This is a genomic window from Enterococcus sp. 2STP (assembly GCF_032465635.1).
Lineage (GTDB): Bacteria > Bacillota > Bacilli > Lactobacillales > Enterococcaceae > Enterococcus_B > Enterococcus_B lactis.
This window is the reverse complement of the sequence record NZ_JAWDJH010000021.1, coordinates 48,350-68,630: the sequence shown is the minus strand read 5'-3', so window position 1 is coordinate 68,630 and position 20,281 is coordinate 48,350. Positions and strand designations below refer to the sequence as shown.

At 40.0% G+C, this 20,281-nt stretch carries 26 protein-coding genes; 2 read left to right on the top strand and 24 right to left on the bottom strand.

Annotated features, from left to right (window positions below; genetic code table 11):
* Positions 1 to 21: 21 nt before the first annotated feature.
* The 3 genes from recG to RWU19_RS09580 all read right to left on the bottom strand — a co-directional run bounded on the left by recG (position 22) and on the right by RWU19_RS09580 (position 4,272).
* On the bottom strand, positions 22 to 2,058 hold the full coding sequence (gene recG / locus RWU19_RS09590) for an ATP-dependent DNA helicase RecG (RefSeq protein ID WP_002336161.1): 2,037 nt from the start codon (positions 2,056 to 2,058) through the stop codon (positions 22 to 24).
* Positions 2,059 to 2,175: 117 nt separating this feature from the next.
* Positions 2,176 to 3,858, bottom strand: coding sequence for a DAK2 domain-containing protein (locus tag RWU19_RS09585; RefSeq protein WP_002290465.1), 1,683 nt, complete (start codon positions 3,856 to 3,858; stop codon positions 2,176 to 2,178).
* A gap of 51 nt (positions 3,859 to 3,909) precedes the next feature.
* Complete coding sequence (locus tag RWU19_RS09580; RefSeq protein WP_002290464.1) at positions 3,910 to 4,272, bottom strand: Asp23/Gls24 family envelope stress response protein; 363 nt, start codon at positions 4,270 to 4,272, stop codon at positions 3,910 to 3,912.
* 269 nt (positions 4,273 to 4,541) lie between these two features.
* On the opposite strand from RWU19_RS09580, the gene rpmB reads away from it, so the two are divergent.
* Positions 4,542 to 4,730 carry a 50S ribosomal protein L28 gene (gene rpmB / locus RWU19_RS09575; RefSeq protein ID WP_002290463.1) on the top strand — a complete coding sequence of 63 codons (189 nt, stop codon included), beginning with the start codon at positions 4,542 to 4,544 and terminating at the stop codon, positions 4,728 to 4,730.
* Positions 4,731 to 4,968: 238 nt separating this feature from the next.
* Positions 4,969 to 7,638, top strand: coding sequence for a YfhO family protein (locus RWU19_RS09570; protein ID WP_002329758.1), 2,670 nt, complete (start codon positions 4,969 to 4,971; stop codon positions 7,636 to 7,638).
* Between the two features lie 332 nt (positions 7,639 to 7,970).
* Here RWU19_RS09570 and truA read toward each other — a convergent pair whose 3' ends face one another.
* The 21 genes from truA to rplX form a co-directional block, all read right to left on the bottom strand.
* Positions 7,971 to 8,717: a tRNA pseudouridine(38-40) synthase TruA gene (gene truA / locus RWU19_RS09565; protein WP_002329759.1), complete on the bottom strand. Its 747-nt coding sequence runs from the start codon at positions 8,715 to 8,717 to the stop codon at positions 7,971 to 7,973.
* Between the two features lie 203 nt (positions 8,718 to 8,920).
* Complete coding sequence (locus tag RWU19_RS09560) at positions 8,921 to 9,718, bottom strand: energy-coupling factor transporter transmembrane component T family protein (RefSeq protein ID WP_002315505.1); 798 nt, start codon at positions 9,716 to 9,718, stop codon at positions 8,921 to 8,923.
* Positions 9,708 to 10,577: an energy-coupling factor ABC transporter ATP-binding protein gene (locus tag RWU19_RS09555; protein WP_316002459.1), complete on the bottom strand. Its 870-nt coding sequence runs from the start codon at positions 10,575 to 10,577 to the stop codon at positions 9,708 to 9,710. Before RWU19_RS09555 ends, RWU19_RS09560 begins: the two co-directional genes overlap by 11 nt.
* Positions 10,553 to 11,392 carry an energy-coupling factor ABC transporter ATP-binding protein gene (locus tag RWU19_RS09550; RefSeq protein ID WP_002290456.1) on the bottom strand — a complete coding sequence of 280 codons (840 nt, stop codon included), beginning with the start codon at positions 11,390 to 11,392 and terminating at the stop codon, positions 10,553 to 10,555. Before RWU19_RS09550 ends, RWU19_RS09555 begins: the two co-directional genes overlap by 25 nt.
* Before the next feature lie 271 nt (positions 11,393 to 11,663).
* Entirely contained in the window at positions 11,664 to 12,044 is a 381-nt protein-coding gene (gene rplQ, locus RWU19_RS09545; protein WP_002288716.1) for a 50S ribosomal protein L17, read from the bottom strand.
* Positions 12,045 to 12,071: 27 nt separating this feature from the next.
* The gene (locus tag RWU19_RS09540) at positions 12,072 to 13,010 is read right to left on the bottom strand and encodes a DNA-directed RNA polymerase subunit alpha (RefSeq protein WP_002288715.1); all 939 of its coding nucleotides are present in this window, start codon (positions 13,008 to 13,010) and stop codon (positions 12,072 to 12,074) included.
* Between the two features lie 79 nt (positions 13,011 to 13,089).
* Positions 13,090 to 13,479, bottom strand: coding sequence for a 30S ribosomal protein S11 (rpsK, locus tag RWU19_RS09535; RefSeq protein WP_002288714.1), 390 nt, complete (start codon positions 13,477 to 13,479; stop codon positions 13,090 to 13,092).
* 27 nt (positions 13,480 to 13,506) lie between these two features.
* Positions 13,507 to 13,872, bottom strand: a complete 366-nt coding sequence (gene rpsM, locus RWU19_RS09530) for a 30S ribosomal protein S13 (protein WP_002288713.1) — start codon at positions 13,870 to 13,872, stop codon at positions 13,507 to 13,509.
* A gap of 17 nt (positions 13,873 to 13,889) precedes the next feature.
* Positions 13,890 to 14,006, bottom strand: a complete 117-nt coding sequence (rpmJ, locus tag RWU19_RS09525) for a 50S ribosomal protein L36 (protein ID WP_002288710.1) — start codon at positions 14,004 to 14,006, stop codon at positions 13,890 to 13,892.
* 32 nt (positions 14,007 to 14,038) lie between these two features.
* Positions 14,039 to 14,257: a translation initiation factor IF-1 gene (gene infA, locus RWU19_RS09520; protein ID WP_002288695.1), complete on the bottom strand. Its 219-nt coding sequence runs from the start codon at positions 14,255 to 14,257 to the stop codon at positions 14,039 to 14,041.
* A gap of 190 nt (positions 14,258 to 14,447) precedes the next feature.
* Positions 14,448 to 15,095, bottom strand: a complete 648-nt coding sequence (locus RWU19_RS09515; protein ID WP_002288690.1) for an adenylate kinase — start codon at positions 15,093 to 15,095, stop codon at positions 14,448 to 14,450.
* A gap of 61 nt (positions 15,096 to 15,156) precedes the next feature.
* A complete protein-coding gene (secY, locus tag RWU19_RS09510; protein WP_002288688.1) occupies positions 15,157 to 16,452 on the bottom strand; it encodes a preprotein translocase subunit SecY in 1,296 nt (431 codons plus the stop codon).
* Positions 16,452 to 16,892 (bottom strand): 50S ribosomal protein L15, encoded by a 441-nt coding sequence (gene rplO / locus RWU19_RS09505; protein WP_002288687.1) that lies wholly within the window; start codon positions 16,890 to 16,892, stop codon positions 16,452 to 16,454. The genes secY and rplO overlap by 1 nt, the downstream gene beginning before the upstream one ends.
* Before the next feature lie 43 nt (positions 16,893 to 16,935).
* Complete coding sequence (gene rpmD / locus RWU19_RS09500; RefSeq protein WP_002290455.1) at positions 16,936 to 17,115, bottom strand: 50S ribosomal protein L30; 180 nt, start codon at positions 17,113 to 17,115, stop codon at positions 16,936 to 16,938.
* Between the two features lie 14 nt (positions 17,116 to 17,129).
* Positions 17,130 to 17,630: a 30S ribosomal protein S5 gene (rpsE, locus tag RWU19_RS09495; RefSeq protein ID WP_002288681.1), complete on the bottom strand. Its 501-nt coding sequence runs from the start codon at positions 17,628 to 17,630 to the stop codon at positions 17,130 to 17,132.
* 20 nt (positions 17,631 to 17,650) lie between these two features.
* Entirely contained in the window at positions 17,651 to 18,007 is a 357-nt protein-coding gene (rplR, locus tag RWU19_RS09490) for a 50S ribosomal protein L18 (protein WP_002288679.1), read from the bottom strand.
* A gap of 159 nt (positions 18,008 to 18,166) precedes the next feature.
* On the bottom strand, positions 18,167 to 18,703 hold the full coding sequence (gene rplF / locus RWU19_RS09485) for a 50S ribosomal protein L6 (RefSeq protein WP_002309839.1): 537 nt from the start codon (positions 18,701 to 18,703) through the stop codon (positions 18,167 to 18,169).
* Between the two features lie 31 nt (positions 18,704 to 18,734).
* On the bottom strand, positions 18,735 to 19,133 hold the full coding sequence (rpsH, locus tag RWU19_RS09480; protein ID WP_002288675.1) for a 30S ribosomal protein S8: 399 nt from the start codon (positions 19,131 to 19,133) through the stop codon (positions 18,735 to 18,737).
* A gap of 35 nt (positions 19,134 to 19,168) precedes the next feature.
* Positions 19,169 to 19,354 carry a type Z 30S ribosomal protein S14 gene (locus RWU19_RS09475; RefSeq protein ID WP_002288673.1) on the bottom strand — a complete coding sequence of 62 codons (186 nt, stop codon included), beginning with the start codon at positions 19,352 to 19,354 and terminating at the stop codon, positions 19,169 to 19,171.
* Between the two features lie 18 nt (positions 19,355 to 19,372).
* Complete coding sequence (rplE, locus tag RWU19_RS09470; RefSeq protein ID WP_002288671.1) at positions 19,373 to 19,912, bottom strand: 50S ribosomal protein L5; 540 nt, start codon at positions 19,910 to 19,912, stop codon at positions 19,373 to 19,375.
* Between the two features lie 27 nt (positions 19,913 to 19,939).
* On the bottom strand, positions 19,940 to 20,248 hold the full coding sequence (rplX, locus tag RWU19_RS09465) for a 50S ribosomal protein L24 (protein WP_002288670.1): 309 nt from the start codon (positions 20,246 to 20,248) through the stop codon (positions 19,940 to 19,942).
* Positions 20,249 to 20,281: the final 33 nt, after the last annotated feature.

Sequence of the window (20,281 nt, the reverse complement as noted above, 5' to 3'; positions counted from 1 at the left end):
TATAAAGTATAGCATAGTCTGCTAATCGAAATAACGATTATCCTGATTTTCTATCTGGAGGCTTTGTGCTAGAGGCTGATACTCAGGCAGCATCTGCCAATTCTTTATCTGCCAAAGAGCTGCAGCCTCTTCTCTGGCTACCTCCAAAACATTTCCATCTGTCACCAAGTCAGCAATCGCAAATTGAGGTAAACCAGATTGTCGGAAGCCGAATACTTCACCGGGACCGCGTAATTCCAGATCTTTTTCACTTAGTACAAAACCATTGGTGGTCTCTGTCATGATTTTCATCCGCTCCACGCCTAGTTCATTTTTGGGATTAGCAACTAAGATACAGTAGGAAGCATCACTTCCGCGTCCAACACGTCCACGAAGCTGATGCAGCTGTGCCAAACCAAATCGATCCGCATCCATAATCAGCATGACGGTTGCGTTTGGCACGTTTACCCCTACTTCTATTACCGTAGTAGAAACTAATATCTGCATCTGGTTATCTTTGAAAGCTTCCATGATCACTTCTTTTTCCTGATTCTTCATTTTACCATGTAACAAGCCAACTTCATATTTTGGTGCAAATAGTTCACGAAGTTTTTCATAGATTTCCACTGCGTTTTTTACGTCTAATGCTTCTGATTCTTCGATCAGTGGACAGATGACATACATTTGATGTCCTCTTGCCAGTTCTTTCCTTGTCCAATCCAGTACACTGTCTAATTGAGGTGTTCTTACCCAGCGTGTTTCAATCGGGATACGTCCAGCTGGAAGTTCATCAATGATCGATACATCCATTTCACCGTACGCTGTGATAGCTAGCGTTCTAGGGATCGGAGTGGCTGTCATAAACAAGACATCAGGTCGCCAGCCTTTTTCACGAAGGACTTTCCGCTGATTCACACCAAAACGGTGCTGTTCATCCGTAATAACTAGACCTAAATTCTGAAATTCAACTCCATCTTGGATCAATGCATGTGTACCGATCACGACGTTGATTTCTCCTCGTTCTAGTTTTTCAAGGAGTTCCCGTCGTTCTTTTGTTTTCGTTGACCCTGTAAGCAATGCGACCGTTACTTCATTGGGATCAAACAGCTGTTGCAAACTTTCCATGTGCTGTTGTGCCAAGATTTCGGTAGGCACCATCAACGCACCTTGGAAACCCGCTGTAACGGTGGCATATAATGCGATTGCGGCAACCACTGTTTTTCCGCTACCTACATCTCCCTGCAAAAGTCGCTGCATATGTTGAGGACTGCGAAGATCCCGACAGATTTCATTCGTTACCCGTTTTTGGGCATTTGTCAGTTCAAAAGGCAACTTTTGAGTAAATTCTTTTAATTTTTGGACATCATAAAGGATCTCCAAGCCATTCGTTTCTGCTTTTTCTGCTTTTTTCAATCCTTGAAGACGCATTTGAAATAAAAAGAATTCTTCAAAAACGACACGTCGTTTGGCTTGGTGATTTTCTTCGTGGTTTTTCGGAAAGTGCATACTTCTTACAGCAGAAGCTCGGTCAAGTAGTCGATATTTCTCCACAAGGTTGTTCGGCAGGTTTTCTTCGATTAATGTGCCGTATTCTTGAAACCCTTTTTTGATTAGATCAACTAATGTCGTTTGACGAATTGATTTGTTGACGTGATATATCGGCGAAAAGTCATCCATTGTTTGAGAACCTAAAATCTTCATCCCGTTCAAGGCTTTACGCTTTGCATCCCATTTACCGTATACAGCGATTTCCTCCGATAAAATGACTTTTTCTTTTAGATAAGGTTGATTAAAAAAAGAAACGTTGAACACATCATGTTCTTGCATCATTCGAAATTGCAATCGGCTTTTTTTATAACCAAATCGATTCATCACAGGAGGAGAGACTACGATTCCTTTCAAAGTAACCTTTTCTTGATCTTGGATCTCGTTTAGATTTCTTTCCTGAATATCTTCGTAGCGAAAAGGATAATAAGTCAGTAAGTCTTCAATCGTTTGGATGCCCAAGCTGGCAAGACTAGCCGCTCTTTTTTCTCCGACTCCTGCCAGCATAGTGATTGGATCATCTAAAGAACGCATATATTTTTTCCTCCCTCCTTTAACAAAAAAAGGACTTGGTCAGTGATCATACCTGATCACTAACCGAAGGCCTTTTATGAATGAATACTGTGTTAGAAAGATATTCTGTCACAGGAATTATTCAGCAGAAAATAGATAAGGATAGACAGGCTGATCTCCTTGGTGGATCTCGATTTCCAAATCAGGATGTTTTTCTGTTAGTTTCTCAGCAAATTCATTTGCTTGTTCAACTGTTCCTTCATCACCTGCTAAGATCGTTACGATCTCTGTGTCCTCATTGATCATTTGTTCTAGTGTACTTAACGCTGTTGCTGTGATATCTGGGTTAGAGATCATGATTTTTCCATCGATCATGCCTAAAAAGTCGCCTTCTTTGATCTCTACACCGTCGATTGAGGTATCTCTGATTGCGTGAGTGACTTGACCACTTACGACGCTAGACAACATTTCTGTCATCGTTTCTTTGTTTTCTTCTAAAGAAGCTTGATCATTGAATGAAAGCATAGCCGTCAATCCTTGAGAAATCGTTCTTGAAGGAACAACTGCTACTGGGATATCTGCTACTTCTGCCGCTTGATCAGCTGCCATGAAGATGTTTTTGTTGTTCGGTAAGACAATCACTTTATCTGCGTTCACTTCTTGGATGGCTTTAACGATGTCTTCCGTACTTGGGTTCATTGTTTGCCCACCACTGATAACATAATTAGCGCCTAAACTTTCAAACAGCTCTTGGACGCCTTTACCAGCAGCGATTGCTACGATACCATACGGGATACGTGGTGTTTCTTTTTTCGCAAACTCGTTCACTTCTTCATCGTGTTCCAAAATCGTCTCATGCTGCAAGCGCATGTTGTCGACTTTGATTTTGACTAATGAACCGAATTTTTGTCCATAGTTCAAGACTTCTCCTGGGTTTTCTGTATGCACGTGGACTTTGATGATCTCGTCATCATTGACCACAAGTAAAGAATCTCCAATACCATCTAAATAGTTACGGAATTCTTCGTAGTCGAACGTGCTATCAACAGTAGGTCCTTCACCGATTTTCACCATGATCTCTGTACAATAACCAAAATGGATATCTTCTGTCGCCATTTGTCCTTGGACACTGCGATGGTGCTCTGCATTGACCATATCATCCATTTCTGCTGGAGAAGGTTCATATGTTTCATCCGCTTGGAATTCTCCATTCAATGCGCTTAAAAAGCCCTCATAAACAAACAGTAATCCTTGTCCTCCACTGTCTACAACACCGACTTCTTTTAGGACTGGAAGCAAGTCTGGGGTTTTAGCTAAAGCACGTTTTGCTCCTTTTACAACAGCTGTCATCACTTCAACGACATCGTCTGTACTCTTCGCTTTCTTTTCTCCAGCTTTTGCTGCTTCTCTAGCTACTGTCAAAATCGTTCCTTCTACTGGTTTCATTACTGCTTTATACGCAGTTTCAACACCATGAGTGAATGCTGCAGCAAGATCAGAAGCATTTAATGAGACAACATCTGGAATTTGCTTAGAAAATCCTCGGAACAATTGAGACAAAATAACGCCGGAATTTCCGCGCGCACCCATCAGCAATCCTTTTGAAAGCATTGCTGCTAATTCTCCTACTTTTTCTGAGGTTGAATCTACTACTGCCTTCGCTCCACTAGTCATAGATAGATTCATATTTGTTCCCGTATCGCCATCTGGCACAGGGAATACATTTAATGAATTGACGTATTCTGCATTTACTTGCAGACGATTCGCACCAGCCTGCACCATTTCCTGGAACTGGCTTGCACTTATTTCTGTTACACTCACCTAGATAATCCTCCTTCAGATCGACTGCTGAGTTATCAGCCAGTCTCCTGCCTAGTCTGGCAGTACACGAACACCTTGTACAAAGACATTAACTGAATTGGCAGCTACGCCTAATAATGCCTCTAGATTGTATTTCACTTTTTCTTGGACGTTGCGAGAAACTTCAGAGATTTTCGTACCATAGCTGATAATCGTATAAACATCTACAGCAATACCATTATCTTCTTGGCGGACAACTACTCCTCTTGAGTAATTTTCTTTACGCAAAATCTCAGTAATATTATCTTTAATTTGATTTTTGCTGGCCATTCCTACAACACCGAACACATCTGTCGCGGCGCCACCAACAACTGTTGCAATTACATCATTGGTAATTTCAATGGTTCCAGCTGACGTTTGAATTTTTACAGCCATGAATGAGCCTCCTTAACGGGTAAAATACTCCCATTTTTCTTCTATCATATTTTATCATAGCGCAACTTGAAATAAAAGGCAGTTACCCAAAGTACTCAAAAACCTTGCAAAATTTCAGGTATAACCCTGTTTAATTTACAATTATTCTTCATAAATGTCAATTGTATCCATGAAAATGTACTTGCAAATTTCCAATCTATATGATATGTTAGTCTGGTATGAGCTGAATTATTCTATTGCTCCAAATCAAGGCAAAGGAGGAAATTACCATGGCAAAAGTTTGTTACTTTACAGGTCGCAAGACAAAAAGTGGAAACAACCGTTCACACGCTATGAACTCAACAAAACGTACTGTTAAACCTAACTTACAAAAAGTTCGCGTTATGGTCGACGGAAAACCTAAAAAAGTTTGGGTGTCAACTCGTGCTTTGAAATCAGGAAAAGTTGAACGCGTTTAATTGAATGATACTTGGACCGTTCAGATAGTGAACGGTTTTTTATTTAATAAAAATTTTGGCGGGTGGAATTTTTGATTCCTCCCCTTTTTTTGTGTTTATTTTTGTTATACGAACAAATTATGAAGTTATTTATTCCCAAATTTTATTTTTTTATGAAAACTAGACTCTTTTTAAGCAGAGAAAAACAAGGATATGATAAACTAAATACAACTTCATAGAAATTTGGTGGAAAATAAATATGAAAAAAAACTTAAAGTCATTTTTTAGAGAAAACGGACGCTACGCAGCAGCTAGTTTCCTGATTCCGTTTTTGATTTTAGCACTTGTTTATCTAAGTATCGGGATCTATCCCGGGAGCAGCAGAAGTATTTTGGCAAGTGATGCCTTTTCACAATTTTCTAATTTTCATGCAAGCTTCCGAAATGTCCTTCTTGGAAAGCAAAGTATTTTCTATACATGGAATGCTTCTCTGGGCTTGAATTATCTGTCTTTGATTTCTTATTATCTCGGCGGGATCTTCACGCCACTGGTTTTCTTCTTTCCAAACCAGATGATGCCAGATGCACTTTATGTTCTGACTTTGCTTAAAGTCGGCTGTGCCGGATTAGCTTTTTGGTTTCTTGCACGCACGTTCAAGATTCCTCGCTGGGGGCATGTTGCACTTAGCGTCAGTTACGCATTGATCTCATTCATTACTGCACATTCGGAGATCATCATGTGGCTGGATGCTTTTGTTTATCTTCCATTAGTGATTTTGGGGATTCATCGTGTCATGGATCTGAAACGGCCGAAACTTTTATTCATCAGCTATTTGCTCTTGTTTCTATCCAGTTTTTATATGGGCTTCATGATTGGTGTCTTTTCTTTCTTATATTTTATTGCTCGTCTATTGACAAACTGGTCAGAATACAAAAAATCGATTGTTCCTTATGGGATCACTTCTTTACTGGCAGGCGGCGCTTCAATGATCATTGTATTGCCAGCAGTACTGGATCTTCGGTCAAATGGCGAAGCATTGAGTCAAATCACTACGTTGAAAACAGAAGCGACTTCTTATCTGGATCTGATCATGAAAAACATGATTGGTGTTTATGACACAACAAAATACGGTTCGATTCCGTTCATTTACGCAGGTCTGCTTCCGCTGGTCCTTTGCTTGTTTTATTTTGCCAGTCGGAAAGTACCGTTGAAAAATAAGTTTTTGTACGGTGGTCTTTTCGCCATACTTATCGCAAGTTTTTATCTTGTTCCATTGAATTTGTTTTGGCATGGTATGCATGCACCGAATATGTTTTTATTCCGTTATGCCTATCTATTCTCTTTCTTAGTTCTCCTGCTTGCAGGAAAAGGATGGGAAAGGATAGAACAAGACGATCGTGGGCTGTTGTTAGGAATCATTTTGGTCGTAGCTGCTCTCTTTGCGGTGGCATGGGGCATCAAACCTGAAGGAAGCTACACCTATGTGACGATGACTTCCTTTGTATTGACAGTTGTTTTCTTAGGGATCTATGCTTTTGCTGTGGGATTTTATCAGCATAAAAAACTTTCCTTCAACCATCTAAGTATATTGTTGTTATTGATCATGTCCGCTGAGGCATTAGTCAATACGAACAGCATGATCCATGGTATCCTTGATGATTGGAATTATGCTTCCCGCAGTTTGTATACGGATCCTTATCCTGACTTGAAAGCTCTTGTAAATGAAACAAAAGAAGATTCTGACTCGTTTTACCGCTTGGAAAATCTGGATCCGGTATCGCCAAATGATTCGATCAACTACGGTTACAGCGGCATCAGCTTGTTTTCTTCTATAAGAAATCGTAATTCTTCCTCTTATCTGGATACATTAGGGTTCCGTTCAAGAGGAACAAATTTGAATATCCGCTACAATAATAATACTTTGCTGATGGATGGCTTTACAGGAATCAAATACAACATTTCTAAGAACGAAAGCACGTTCAGCAAATATGGCTTCCGCCAAGCTGGTCAAAGCGGCGACTATACACTGTATCAGAATGTCAATGCATTGCCACTGGCATTTACCGCACCGTTATCCGTTAATGATATTGAGCAGCCCGTAACAGATAATTTAACTAGTCAGACAAACTTGATCAATACATTATCTGGTCTAAATGAACAGTATTTTACATTCTATACGCCTACTTTGAAGAATCAGTTAAATACGACGATCACAAAAACAACGACTGGCGTGACTTATTCAGAGACGGCAGATAATCAACCGAAAGAGCTCACATGGGAAGTCCATGTACCTGCAAATACACAAGCTTACTTAAGCTTATTCCCAACCAATTTTGCACAATTAGAAAGTTCTAGTGCAACGATCACTGTCAATGGTACATCAAGGAAAACGCAAATCAATATTTCTGGACAATACTATGATCTTGGCTATTACCCCCAAGAGACAACGGTGACATTTACTGCAAGTTTTTATGGGACGAAAGAAGTAAGTTTCATGGAGCCGAAAGTCGTTGGTCTAGATGTTGTAGCCTATCAAGCCGCAATGAATCAGATCAAAGAAAAAGGTGTCGAAATGGAAGCCTCTGGCAGAAAAGCTTCTGGAACTGTAGATACCGCAGAAGATTCTATGTTGGTGACAACTATTCCTTACGACAAAGGATGGAAAGCCGAGATCGATGGGAAGCCAGTCAAAGTCAGCAACTTCAAAAACGCATTCTTGATGCTAAAAGTTCCAGCAGGTAAACACACGGTTACTTTCAGCTACTTGCCTGAAGGATTTATGATAGGTGCAATCCTTTTTGTACTATGTATTGCATTGTTTATTCTTTATGTCTGGTACCTTGACCGCAATCGCCCCTTTTATGGCACGATTGATCCAACAATAGAAGAAAAACCGCGAAATACACACAGAAGAAGACGAAGAAAATAAAGAAACGATGGAACCTGTTCAGACTGTCCGCATCAAGGGCAATCAAAACAACGTTCCATCGTTTTTTGGTTACAAAAAAGTAGTGTGGCAAAAAGAAGGTTCACTTATCCATGCTTCGTTCACAAGTCGCGATATTCATCAAACGTGAGAAGCTGTTTTTTGAAATTGTTTCTTGTGACTCAGAGTTAAACGGCAGGCTCACAACCTCTTCCTTAAACGGTGTTCAAAAACTTGCATCTGCGGCAATAAGCCCAACCAAACGAAAAATACGAGGAGCTATTTTGGTTTGGCTGTTCTTATTGCTTGATGTAAGACAGCTTTTTTACAACCTCTTATTCATATTTCACTTCATACAAATAAAGTCCTTCAGGGTGTGCTGTAGGTCCTGCTGCATTACGATCTTTTTTCGCAATAATCGCTGGGATACTATCTTCAGGCAATCGGCCATTACCAATTTTCAATAGCGTTCCTACTAAGATACGTATCATCTTATACAAGAAGCCATTTCCTCTAAAAGTAAACAACAGTTCGTCTTTTGTTTCATTGACCTCCATCTTAGCCTCATAGATCGTACGTACTTTATCCTCTATCGAGCTTCCTGATGCACAAAAAGAGGTGAAATCGTGGGTCCCCAATAAATCAGGTAGCGCCCGCTGGATTTTTCCCAAATCAAGTGGGTAAGGATAATAACTGGCATAATGACGTCGAAAGGGACTGCGTGGCTTGCCTATATCCACTCGAAATTGATAAGTTTTTTCTTTGACCAAATATCTTGCATGGAATTCTTCTGAAACGATTTCTACTTGTCTTACAGCGATATCCTCTGGTGACTGGGTATCTAACGCAAAACGCATTCGTTCTAACGGGCGTTCTTCTGGATAATCAAAATGGATCACTTGCCCGATTGCATGTACTCCGGCATCTGTCCTTCCCGAACCAAAGACCGTGATTTCTTTCCCATTTGCCATTTTTTGTAATGTTTTTTCTACTTCTTCTTGAACAGTACGTCCATTTGGCTGTTTCTGGAACCCATTGAAATTTGTTCCGTCGTATGCAATGATTGCTTTGTAACGTACCATGGTTTTCTCTCCTTTGTTTCTAAAAAGTTGTCTAGAAATAGTGGTTTTTCCAGATAATGTTGTTTGTTCTTTTTTTCAAATAAAAGAAAGAGGCCTGTGACATTAGTCTGCCACAGACCCTAATGCTTCTTGTCATACACTGTTCGCATCTTTTCTTGCAAATAGATTAGCAAGAAAAGGATAGACAGCGGTCCACTGAACGTTTATCCTCTTAAAAAGATCAGCAGCACGGTTAATAATATAAAAGCAATGATAACCATCGTGTCTCTATTATGCCAATGCAAGACACGATATTTCGTTCTTCCTTCCCCGCCCTTGTAGCCCCTTGCTTCCATAGCGGTCGCAAGATCTTCCGCTCGGTTGAAACTGCTGACAAATAAAGGAATCAGCAAAGGAATGACTGCTTTCATTTTCTGAACTAGATTGCCTTCACCAAAGTCAACACCACGCGCGCGCTGAGCGTTCATGATCTTTTCTGTTTCATCCATCAATGTAGGCACAAAACGAAGCGCAATCGACAGCATCAAAGAAATTTCGTGGACTGGGAACCGTACGGCTTTCAATGGACGAAGCAAGTACTCAATCGCATCAGATAATTCCAAAGGCGGTGTAGTAAGCGTGAGTAGCGTCGACATAAAAATAATCAACACGAATCGGCAGAAAATAAAGAGACCGTTCATCACACCAAATTCAGTGATATGGAAAACACCCCAACTCCAATAAGTTTCTCCGCCACTAGTAAACAAGACTTGCAAAGCTACAGTAAAGAGGATCAGCCAAATCAATGGGCGAATACCTCGGATAAAAAATTTCAAGTCTACTTTTGATAAAAAGACAGAAAATAATGTGAAAACTGCCAATACAAGATATGTTTCCCAATTATTTGCTAAAAAAATGATACCAATAAAATAAAAACTGGCTAATAATTTGGCTCGGGGATCCAATCGATGGATCAAGGAATCTCCTGGCATATAACGACCAAATATCAATTTATTCATCATGGGCATTTCCTCCAGCAGAATGGATGATGGCGTCTGCTAATTCTTCAGCTGTCAAAGGTAAGGTAGTGAAGTCCATCCCTTTAGCCATTAATTCTTCTGCAAATTCTGTGGCAGTAGGTACACCTAACTGTTTTTCTTTTAGCCATTCGATGTTTTGAAAAACCTCTTTGGGCTGCCCGCTATTAACGATTCGCCCCTTCTCCAGTACATAGACATAGTCTGCAAAATTAGCTACATCATCCATTAAATGCGTCACTAAAACAATAGTAATCTGTTGTTCCTTATGAAGACGCCAAAACATCTCCATCATTTCTTTTCTGCCCTGAGGATCAAGTCCTGCCGTTGGTTCATCCAATACAAGTACTTCAGGCTTCATGGCAAGCACACCAGCGATTGCTACTCTACGCATTTGCCCTCCTGAAAGTTCAAATGGTGAACGTTCCAAATAGCTTTCATCCAGTCCAACTTGTTCTAATGTTTCTTTTGCTAGTATCAGCGCTTCTTCTTCACTGACACCAAAGTTTTTAGGGCCGAAGGTAATATCTTTTGCCACTGTTTCTTCGAATAGCTGTGCTTCTGGAAACTGAAAGACGATGCCGACTTTTTTTCGGATAGGCTTTAGATTTTTATTATCCGTATCTGGCTGAATGTCGCGTTCTCCAATATGGACGGTACCGCTTGTTGGCTTAACAAGCGCATTCAAATGTTGGAGTAAAGTTGATTTCCCGCTTCCGGTATGCCCTACTAATGCAGTATAACTGTTTTCTTTGATCGTCATATTGATGTCAAATAAGGCTCGTTGTTCAAATGGTGTATTCGGCTGATAAGTGAAGTCTACTTGTTCAAAACGGATGTCCATAACCAATCCACCATCCTTTCTTCTGTCATATATTCACTTGGCACATCTACCCCACGTTCTTTCAGTGCACGCTTCAGTTTTTCAGGAAATGGTAGATCTAGACCTAAATCGATCAGTTCAGGACCTGCAGAAAAGATTTCTTTTGGTGTACCTTCGCGGACAAGTTCTCCTTGCCTCATCACTAGTATCCGATTAGCATTAGCTGCCTCATCAATATCATGAGTGATAGATATAACGGTCAATTGACTTTCTTCTTTGATCTTCTTGATCGTAGAAATCACTTCTTCACGGCCTTCTGGATCTAGCATACTTGTCGCTTCATCTAAAATAATGATATCAGGTCGTAAGGCAACCACGCCGGCAATAGCAACACGTTGTTTTTGTCCTCCTGATAAACGAGCAGGCTCGCGTGTAGCAAACTCAGCCATTCTAACTTTCTCAAGTGCATCTTTCACACGTATCAGCATTTCTTCTCTGGGAATCCCTTGATTTTCAAGACCAAACGCAACGTCATCTTCTACTGTCGAACCAACGAACTGATTGTCTGGATTTTGAAAAACCATTCCAACCATTTGCCGGATCGTCCAAATGTTTTCTTCATCCAATACTTGATTTCCGACTTTCACGACCCCTGATTCTGGCAGAAGTAGCCCATTGATTGTTTTGGCAAGTGTCGATTTTCCTGAACCGTTGTGTCCAATAATAGCGATCCACTCACCTTTATCAATTGTAAAGGAGACATCTTTCAATGCGGGGCGAAGATCATCTGGCTGGTATTTGTAATTTATTTTCTCTAATTCAATAATTGGCTCCATGATTACTCCTTCTTCATCCTAAAGTTCCTACTAACACTATCAAAAAAAGACAAAATTTTCAATTATTTCTCGCTTAAAATGTTTTTTTATGCCTTCAAGCAGAGCTGTCATGACAGTTAATTGAAGGTATAAAAAAACACTTTATGATGAGTGCTTACTCCCCAAGCGATATTCGCTTGAGGAGCAGCGCTGAGCTAGACTCGGAAAAATATCTTCCAACATCATAACACTCTAAAAGAATCATCTATAAAGTGATGTTATTAGTGTGATTTTAGACAAGTTCTAAGACAACCATTGGTGCACCATCACCGCGTCTTGGTTCTGTCTTCAAAATGCGTGTGTATCCGCCTTGACGTTCTGCGTAACGAGGTGCAATATCGTTGAATAGTTTTTGTAAAGCTGATTCAATGACGATGTCCTCATTTTCTTCACGCACGCTGGCAACTTCATTACGTACGAAAGCCGCAGCTTGACGACGTGCATGCAAATCTCCGCGTTTACCTAAAGTGATCATTTTTTCTGCAGTTGAGCGAACTTCTTTCGCACGAGCTTCAGTAGTCACAATACGTTCGTTGATTAATAAATCAGTTGTTAAATCACGCAACATCGCTTTACGTTGGCTAGATGTGCGTCCTAGTTTACGATAACTCACGTTGGTTTCCCTCCTTCGTAAAAGGTTTTAATCTTCTTTACGTAAACCTAAACCTAAGTCGTGCAATTTTGCTTTAACTTCTTCTAATGATTTACGTCCTAAGTTACGGACTTTGATCATTTCAGGCTCAGATTTATTTGTAAGTTCTTGTACAGTATTGATTCCTGCACGTTTCAAACAATTGTAAGAGCGAACAGACAAGTCTAACTCTTCGATCGTCATTTCCAACATTTTTTCTTTTTGTGTTTCTTCTTTTTCGACCATGATTTCAGCATTTTTTGCTTCATCAGTTAAGTTCACAAAAATATCCAAATGTTCAGTCATGATTTTCGCAGATAAACTCATTGCTTCTAACGGTTCGATTGAACCATCTGTCCAAATCTCCATCGTCAATTTATCAAAATCTTCACGGTGTCCAACACGTGTGTTCTCAACTTGATAGTTCACACGACGAACAGGTGTGTAGATTGAATCGACTGGAAGAACGCCAATTGGCATATCTTCTTTTTTATTTTCATCTGCTTGAACATAACCACGTCCAGGTTTCACTGTTAAGCGAGCATGGAACGTAGCTCCTTCAGAGACACTACAGATGTACATATCTTTGTTAAGAATTTCTACATCACTATCAACGATAATATCGCCAGCAGTTACTGTAGCAGGTCCGGTAATATCGATTTCAAGGGTTTTTTCTTCTTGGCCATACATTTTCAGCGCTAAGCCTTTAATGTTCAAGATGATTTGAGTGACGTCTTCTCTAACACCTTTGATGGTAGAGAATTCATGCAGTACACCATCGATTTGAATATTAGTGATGGCAGCACCTGGCAAAGAAGATAATAAAATACGACGTAGGGAATTCCCTAAAGTAGTCCCATACCCTCTTTCAAGAGGTTCAACGATGAACTTGCCATAATCTTTTTCTTCATCAATTTTTGCGATTCTTGGTTTTTCGAACTCAATCATTCTTATCTTTACCCCTTTCAAAACGAAAAGTGTCTTGTTCAATGACGTTACTGATAAAACTCAAAATGAGCGGCACTCATTAAACACGACGGCGTTTTGGAGGGCGGGCACCATTATGAGGAACTGGAGTCACGTCACGAATTGCAGTCACTTCTAAACCTGTAGCTTGTAATGAACGAATTGCTGCTTCACGTCCAGAACCAGGTCCTTTAACTGTTACTTCAACAGTCTTTAATCCGTGTTCCATTGCTGCTTTTGTAGCAGTTTCTGCTGCCATTTGAGCGGCAAAAGGAGTTGATTTTTTGCTTCCTTTGAAACCTAATGAACCAGCTGATGACCACGCTAATGCATTTCCGTGAGTATCAGTGATCATGATGATAGTGTTATTGAATGTAGAATGGATATGTGCAATACCTGCTTCTATATTCTTCTTCACACGGCGTTTACGATTCACTTTTTTTGCTGCCATGAAGTTTTAACCTCCTTCACTTAAGAATTATTTTTTCTTGCCAGCGATAGCGCGAGCTGGGCCTTTACGAGTACGTGCATTGTTTTTCGTGTTTTGTCCACGAACAGGCAATCCACGGCGATGACGGATTCCACGGTAAGAACCGATTTCCATCAAACGTTTGATGTTCAAGTTCACTTCACGACGAAGATCCCCTTCAACTTTTAATTTATCTACTTCTGCACGGATAGCATCTGTTTGTTCATTCGTTAATTCACGAACGCGAACATCTTCAGATACACCAGCATCAGCTAAGATCTTTTTAGCAGTAGTGTTACCAATACCATAGATATAAGTAAGTGAAACTACCACACGTTTATCACGAGGAATATCTACTCCTGCAATACGAGCCATATTTATAGCACCTCCAATTATCCTTGACGTTGTTTATGTTTTGGATTTGCTGGGCAAATCACCATAACGCGTCCTTTACGACGAATTACTTTACAATGTTCGCACATTGGTTTTACTGATGGTCTTACTTTCATGATAATACCTCCTGTAGTTTTACGGAGTACAATTATTTAAAGCGATAAGTAATACGGCCACGGTTAAGATCGTATGGAGACAATTCAACCGTTACTTTGTCACCAGGTAAGATACGGATGTAATGCATACGAATTTTACCTGAAACAGTAGCAAGAACTTGGTGTCCGTTTTCTAGTTCAACTTTAAACATTGCATTCGGCAAAGTTTCGACGACTGTACCTTCGACTTCAATCATATCTTCTTTTGCCACGCACAGTACCTCCTTGTACTTGTTTCGCATTTTCACACGATAAAATGGCGGAAACTGCAGTTCCCACCTCAAAATTCTCAAAATGGATCATCTAGAGGATTCTCTAGAAGTCGGACTGACATATTCTATCATAATTTATTGAACTTGACAAGAGTAACTGCATAATGCAAGTCGGCTACGGGCAATCGTGCTATTTTTCAATGATTTTTTGTACATCTGCAAATACAGCATCGATTTCACGAGCACCATCAATAGTGTTTAGCAAACCTTGTTCTTTATAATAAGCCAAGATTGGTTCACTATTTTTGATGTTGATAGCCAGACGATTTTTAACCGTCTCAGGTTTATCATCTTCTCTTTGATAGAATTCATGCCCACCGCAACGATCACATGTGTCTTCAACTTTTGTAGGGTTGAAAATTTTATGGTAAGTTGCTCCACAATTGCTGCAGATAAATCGGCCGGCTAGACGTTCGACCAAGATTTCTTCACCAACATGGATATCGATGACAGCATCAATTTTTTTATTCAAATCTTTTAGCATTGCGTCCAGAGCTTTTGCTTGATCTAGTGTACGTGGAAAGCCGTCTAATAAGAAGCCTTTCTCTGTATCTGGTTCAGCTAGTCGCTCTTTCACGATTCCATTTGTTACTTCATCAGGAACTAATGCACCTTTATCCATATAAGACTTTGCTTCCAGGCCAAGAGCTGTTTCGTTTTGCATCGCTGCGCGGAACATATCTCCTGTTGAGATGTGCGGAATACCATAAGCGTCAATGATTTTTTCAGCTTGTGTTCCTTTACCTGCGCCTGGCAGCCCCATTAAAATGAGGTTCATTGTTTTCCCTCCTAATAAATGTGTGAGAACGTGTGTTGAGGAAGAACCTCAACACGCTTTCTTACTCAATGAATCCAACATATTTACGTTTCAGCATTAAGCCTTCTAACTGTTTCGCAGTTTCTAAAGCTACACCGATAACGATCAGTAAGCTTGTACCGCCTAATCCGATTGATTGTGGAAGATCCCAAACCATTTGAGCAATGATTGGAAGTAATGCCACTAAACCAAGGAAGACTGCACCAACTGTACTTAAACGCATCAGTAATCTTGAGACATACTCTTCAGTCCCCTTACCAGGGCGTACGCTTGGTATATAACTTCCTTGCTTTTGCAAGTTTTCCGCTAATTTCTCAGGGTTTACTTGTACAAAGGCGTAGAAGAAAGTGAAGGCAACGATCAGAATCGTATAAATCGTAGCACCAGGTGCTGTATTATAGTTAAAGATCTCCATCATCACTTTATACCAGTTTTCAGAACCGAATCTACCACTCAATGCTTGTAAAACAGCATTTGGCGTAGCAATAAACGAACTAGCAAAGATAACTGGAATAACTCCAGCTGCATTTACTTTCAACGGCAGATAGCTGCTTGTAGGCGCGCCAGCGACACGTTTCGTATATTGGATCGGGATCTTGCGTTCAGCTTGTTGGAAAAATGTTACGAATGTCACGATCAATAAGACCGCTACTAATAAAATGGCCACAAAAATAGCAGATTTCCATATGTCTGAAGGATCGATATTTATAAAGTAATCTTCATAAATTTCTCTGATACTTTCAGGCAATCTAGAAATGATACCTGCAAAAATGATCATTGATACGCCATTTCCGATACCTTTTTCTGTGATCTGTTCTCCTAGCCAAGTAACAAACATCGTACCGGCTGTTAGAATCAAACCGATCGTTACGTAAGTTGCTACGTTAGGATTATTCACGAAACCTAATTGAGCGTATTGGTTGAATCCAGCAGTGATACCGACAGATTGGATAAATGCCAATACTAATGTCAGATATCGAGTGGCTTGATTCAATTTTTTACGACCCACTTCCCCTTGTTTCGACCATTCAACAAATCGAGGCACGATGTCCATTTGAAGAAGCTGAATGACGATAGAAGCAGTAATGTATGGTGAAACCCCCATTGAGAAAATGGAGAAGTTTTGCATCGCACTACCACTTACCAAGTTCAACATGTTGAAAAATGGCAAAGAAGAAAGGTTTTGCAATGAAGCAGCATTTACGCCTGGTACAGTGATATGTGCACCTAGGCGAAATACAAACAACACAAATACAGTAAATAGGATTTTCGATCTAATGTCTTTTACTTTAAAAGCATCTTTTAATAGTCTAAACATTAGATCACCTCGATTGATCCACCAGCCGCTTCAATTGCTTCTTGAGCTGCTTTAGAGAATTTTGCTGCTTTCACAGTTAATTTCTTGTTTAGTTCCCCGTTAGCTAATACTTTGATTCCAGCTTTTTCGTTTTTCACGATTCCAGCTTCAACTAAAGCAACAGGAGTTACTTCAGCTCCGTCTTCAAAGCGGTTCAATACATCAAGATTGATGACTGCATAGTCTTTACGGTTCACGTTTGTGAATCCTCGTTTTGGTAAACGACGGAACAATGGTGTTTGTCCCCCTTCAAATCCTAAACGCACACCACCGCCTGAACGGGCTTTTTGTCCTTTTTGTCCGCGTCCGGCAGTTTTTCCGTTACCAGATGAAGTACCACGACCAACACGGTTACGTACTTGGCGTGAACCTTCAGCAGGTTTTAATTCATGAAGTTTCATAGGTTTGGCACCTCCTTAATGTTCTAGTTCTGATTTTTTTTAATTAAACTTCTTCAACGTCCACTAGGTGAGAAACAGTATTGATCATGCCTTTAATTGCTTCATTAGAAGGCTTAACCACTGAACTGTTAATCTTTGTAAGACCTAACGCTTTAACTGTATCGCGTTGGTTTTGAGGACGTCCGATAATACTGCGTTTTAAAGTAACTTTTAATTCAGCCATTATTGTTGTCCTCCTTATCCGATTAATTCTTCAACTGATTTGCCGCGAAGTTCTGCAACTTCTTCTGCACGTTTCAATTGTTTCAAACCTTCAACTGTTGCGCGAACAACGTTGATTGGTGTATTTGAGCCTAAAGATTTAGAAGTGATATCTGCTACCCCAGCTAATTCTAATACGGCACGAACTGGTCCGCCAGCAGCAACCCCAGAACCTTCTACAGCAGGTTTCATTAGGATTCTACCACCACTAAAAGCACCGATTACTTCGTGTGGGATTGTTGAACCAACCATAGGTACTTCAACTAAGTTTTTCTTCGCATCTTCAATTGCTTTACGGATTGCTTCAGGAACTTCTTGAGCTTTACCTGTACCAAATCCTACGTGTCCGTTTTTGTCACCGACAACAACTAAAGCAGCAAAACGTAGACGACGTCCACCTTTAACAACTTTTGTTACACGGTTAATTGCAACAACGCGGTCTTCTAATTCCAAATGTTTTGGATCGATATAAACCATGAATGGTATTCCTCCTTCTTCTAAAATTCTAGTCCATTTTCGCGAGCTGCTTCAGCTAAAGCTTGCACACGGCCATGGTAAAGGTATCCACCACGGTCAAAGACTACTACTTTAATGCCTTTTTCAGCTGCACGTTCAGCAACTAGTTTACCGACAGCTTGTGCTGCTTCTGTTTTTGTTCCACCTGAGATTTCTTTATCCAAGGTAGAGGCACTTGCTAGCGTTACACCCGCTACGTCATCAATAATTTGAGCGTAGATGTTTTTGTTAGAACGAAAAACGTTCAAGCGTGGGCGCTCAGCAGTACCAGAGATATTGTTACGTACACGACGATGTCTCTTTTGACGTGTTTTGTTCTTATCTGGTTTTGTAATCACAATTGTCACCTCTTTATTTTATTGTACTACTATTTCAAGCAGTAAATACGTTTCGAAAAATAGAAGCTGCGGCACAAGTAGAAATTTATTTTTTTGAAGGTAAACTTCAGCCAAATACCTTTTTCCTGCTGCTGGCTTCTATGCAATTTTTCTAAACGATTATTTACCAGTTTTACCTTCTTTACGGCGTACATATTCGCCAACATAACGAATACCTTTACCTTTATAAGGTTCTGGAGGACGAGTTCCGCGAATATTTGCAGCTAATTCGCCAACTTCTTCTTTGTTCGCACCTTTAACAATTACTTGTGTGTTAGCTGGTACTTCAACAGTTACTCCAGCTGGTGGTGTGATTTCTACTGGATGTGAGTAACCAACGTTCAATACAAGTTTTGATCCTTGTAATTGTGCACGGTACCCAACCCCGATTAGTTCTAACGCTTTTTGGAATCCTTCGCTGACACCTACAACCATGTTGTTGAAGTTCGCACGAGTTGTTCCATGAATTGTTTTCATTTCTTTACTGTCGTTTGGACGAGTGAAAGTCACTTCGTTTCCTTCGATATTCATTTTGATATCTGCTGAGAAAGTACGAGTCAATTCACCTTTTGGTCCTTTAACTGTAACGTTGTTTCCTTCTTGAGTAACTGTTACTCCTTCAGGGATCACAACGACTTTATTTCCGATACGGCTCACTTAAAGACACCTCCTTGTAGATTCTACTTGATTACCATACGTAAGCGATAACTTCGCCGCCGATATTTTTTTCACGAGCTTCTTTATCAGTGACAACACCTTCAGAAGTCGAAATGATTGCGATACCTAAACCGTTCAATACTTTTGGTACTTCGTCAGCTTTGACATAAGCACGCAAACCTGGTTTAGAGATACGTTTTAAGTTTGTGATAACACGTTCGCCGTTTTTACCAAATTTTAGGAAAACACGGATCACGCCTTGTTTGTCATCTTCGATGTATTCAACATCACGAACGAAACCTTCACGTTTCAAGATTTCAGCGATGTCACGTTTAATTTTTGATGCAGGTACTTCTAAAGACTCATGTTTAACCATGTTTGCGTTACGGATACGAGTTAGAAAATCTGCAATTGGATCTGTCATGACCATTGATCTTTTACCTCCTTCTTATGCGAATTTACTTTTTACCAGCTAGCTTTCTTCACGCCGGGAATTTGACCTTTATAGGCAAGTTCGCGGAAGCAAATACGGCAAAGATGGAACTTACGATAAACTGAATGTGGACGTCCGCAACGTTCGCAACGAGTATAAGCTTGTGTTGAAAATTTTGCAGGACGTTTGTTTTTAGCAATCATTGATTTTTTAGCCACGTAGTTCGCCTCCTTTAATTATTTTTGGAATGGCATGCCTAATTGTGTCAACAACTCACGAGATTCTTCATCAGAGTTTGCTGTTGTTACAATAACGATGTCCATACCACGTACTTTATCTACTAAATCATAATCTACTTCTGGGAAGATCAATTGTTCTTTAATACCTAAAGTATAGTTTCCACGACCGTCAAAGGCTTTTTTACTTACACCATGGAAGTCACGTACACGTGGTAGTGAAACTGAAACCAATTTGTCTAAGAATTCGTACATTCTTTCTCCGCGCAATGTAACTTTTGCACCAATTGGCATTCCTTCACGTAAACGGAATCCAGCGATTGATTTTTTAGCTTTTGTAATCATTGGTTTTTGACCAGTGATCAAAGTTAATTCTTCAACTGCTTTATCTAAGTTTTTAGCGTTTGATACCGCATCACCAACACCCATGTTGATGACGATTTTTTCAACTTTAGGTGTTTGCATAACAGAGCTATAGTTAAATTTTTCCATCAATGATGGAGTTACTTCTTTAAGATATTTTTCTTTTAGGCGGTTCATTCAGTAAGACCCTCCTTCCTTAAACTTTTATTTATCTAAAACTTCACCGGTTTTTTTAGAAACACGGACTTTTTTGCCGTCTACTTCTTTGTAGCCAACTCGGCCAGCTACACCAGTAGAGTCAACCACCATCACGTTAGAAACATGAATTGGCGCTTCCATCTCAACAATTCCACCTTGAGGAGCAGCTTGAGAAGGTTTTTGGTGTTTTTTAACGACATTTACACCTTCGACAATAACTTTATCTTTTTTCGGGAACGCTGCTAGTACAACGCCTTCTTTGTTTTTGTCTTTTCCAGTGATAACTTTAACTTTATCGCCTTTTTTAACAAACATAACTGTTTCGCACCTCCTTTGATAAGTGTCTCA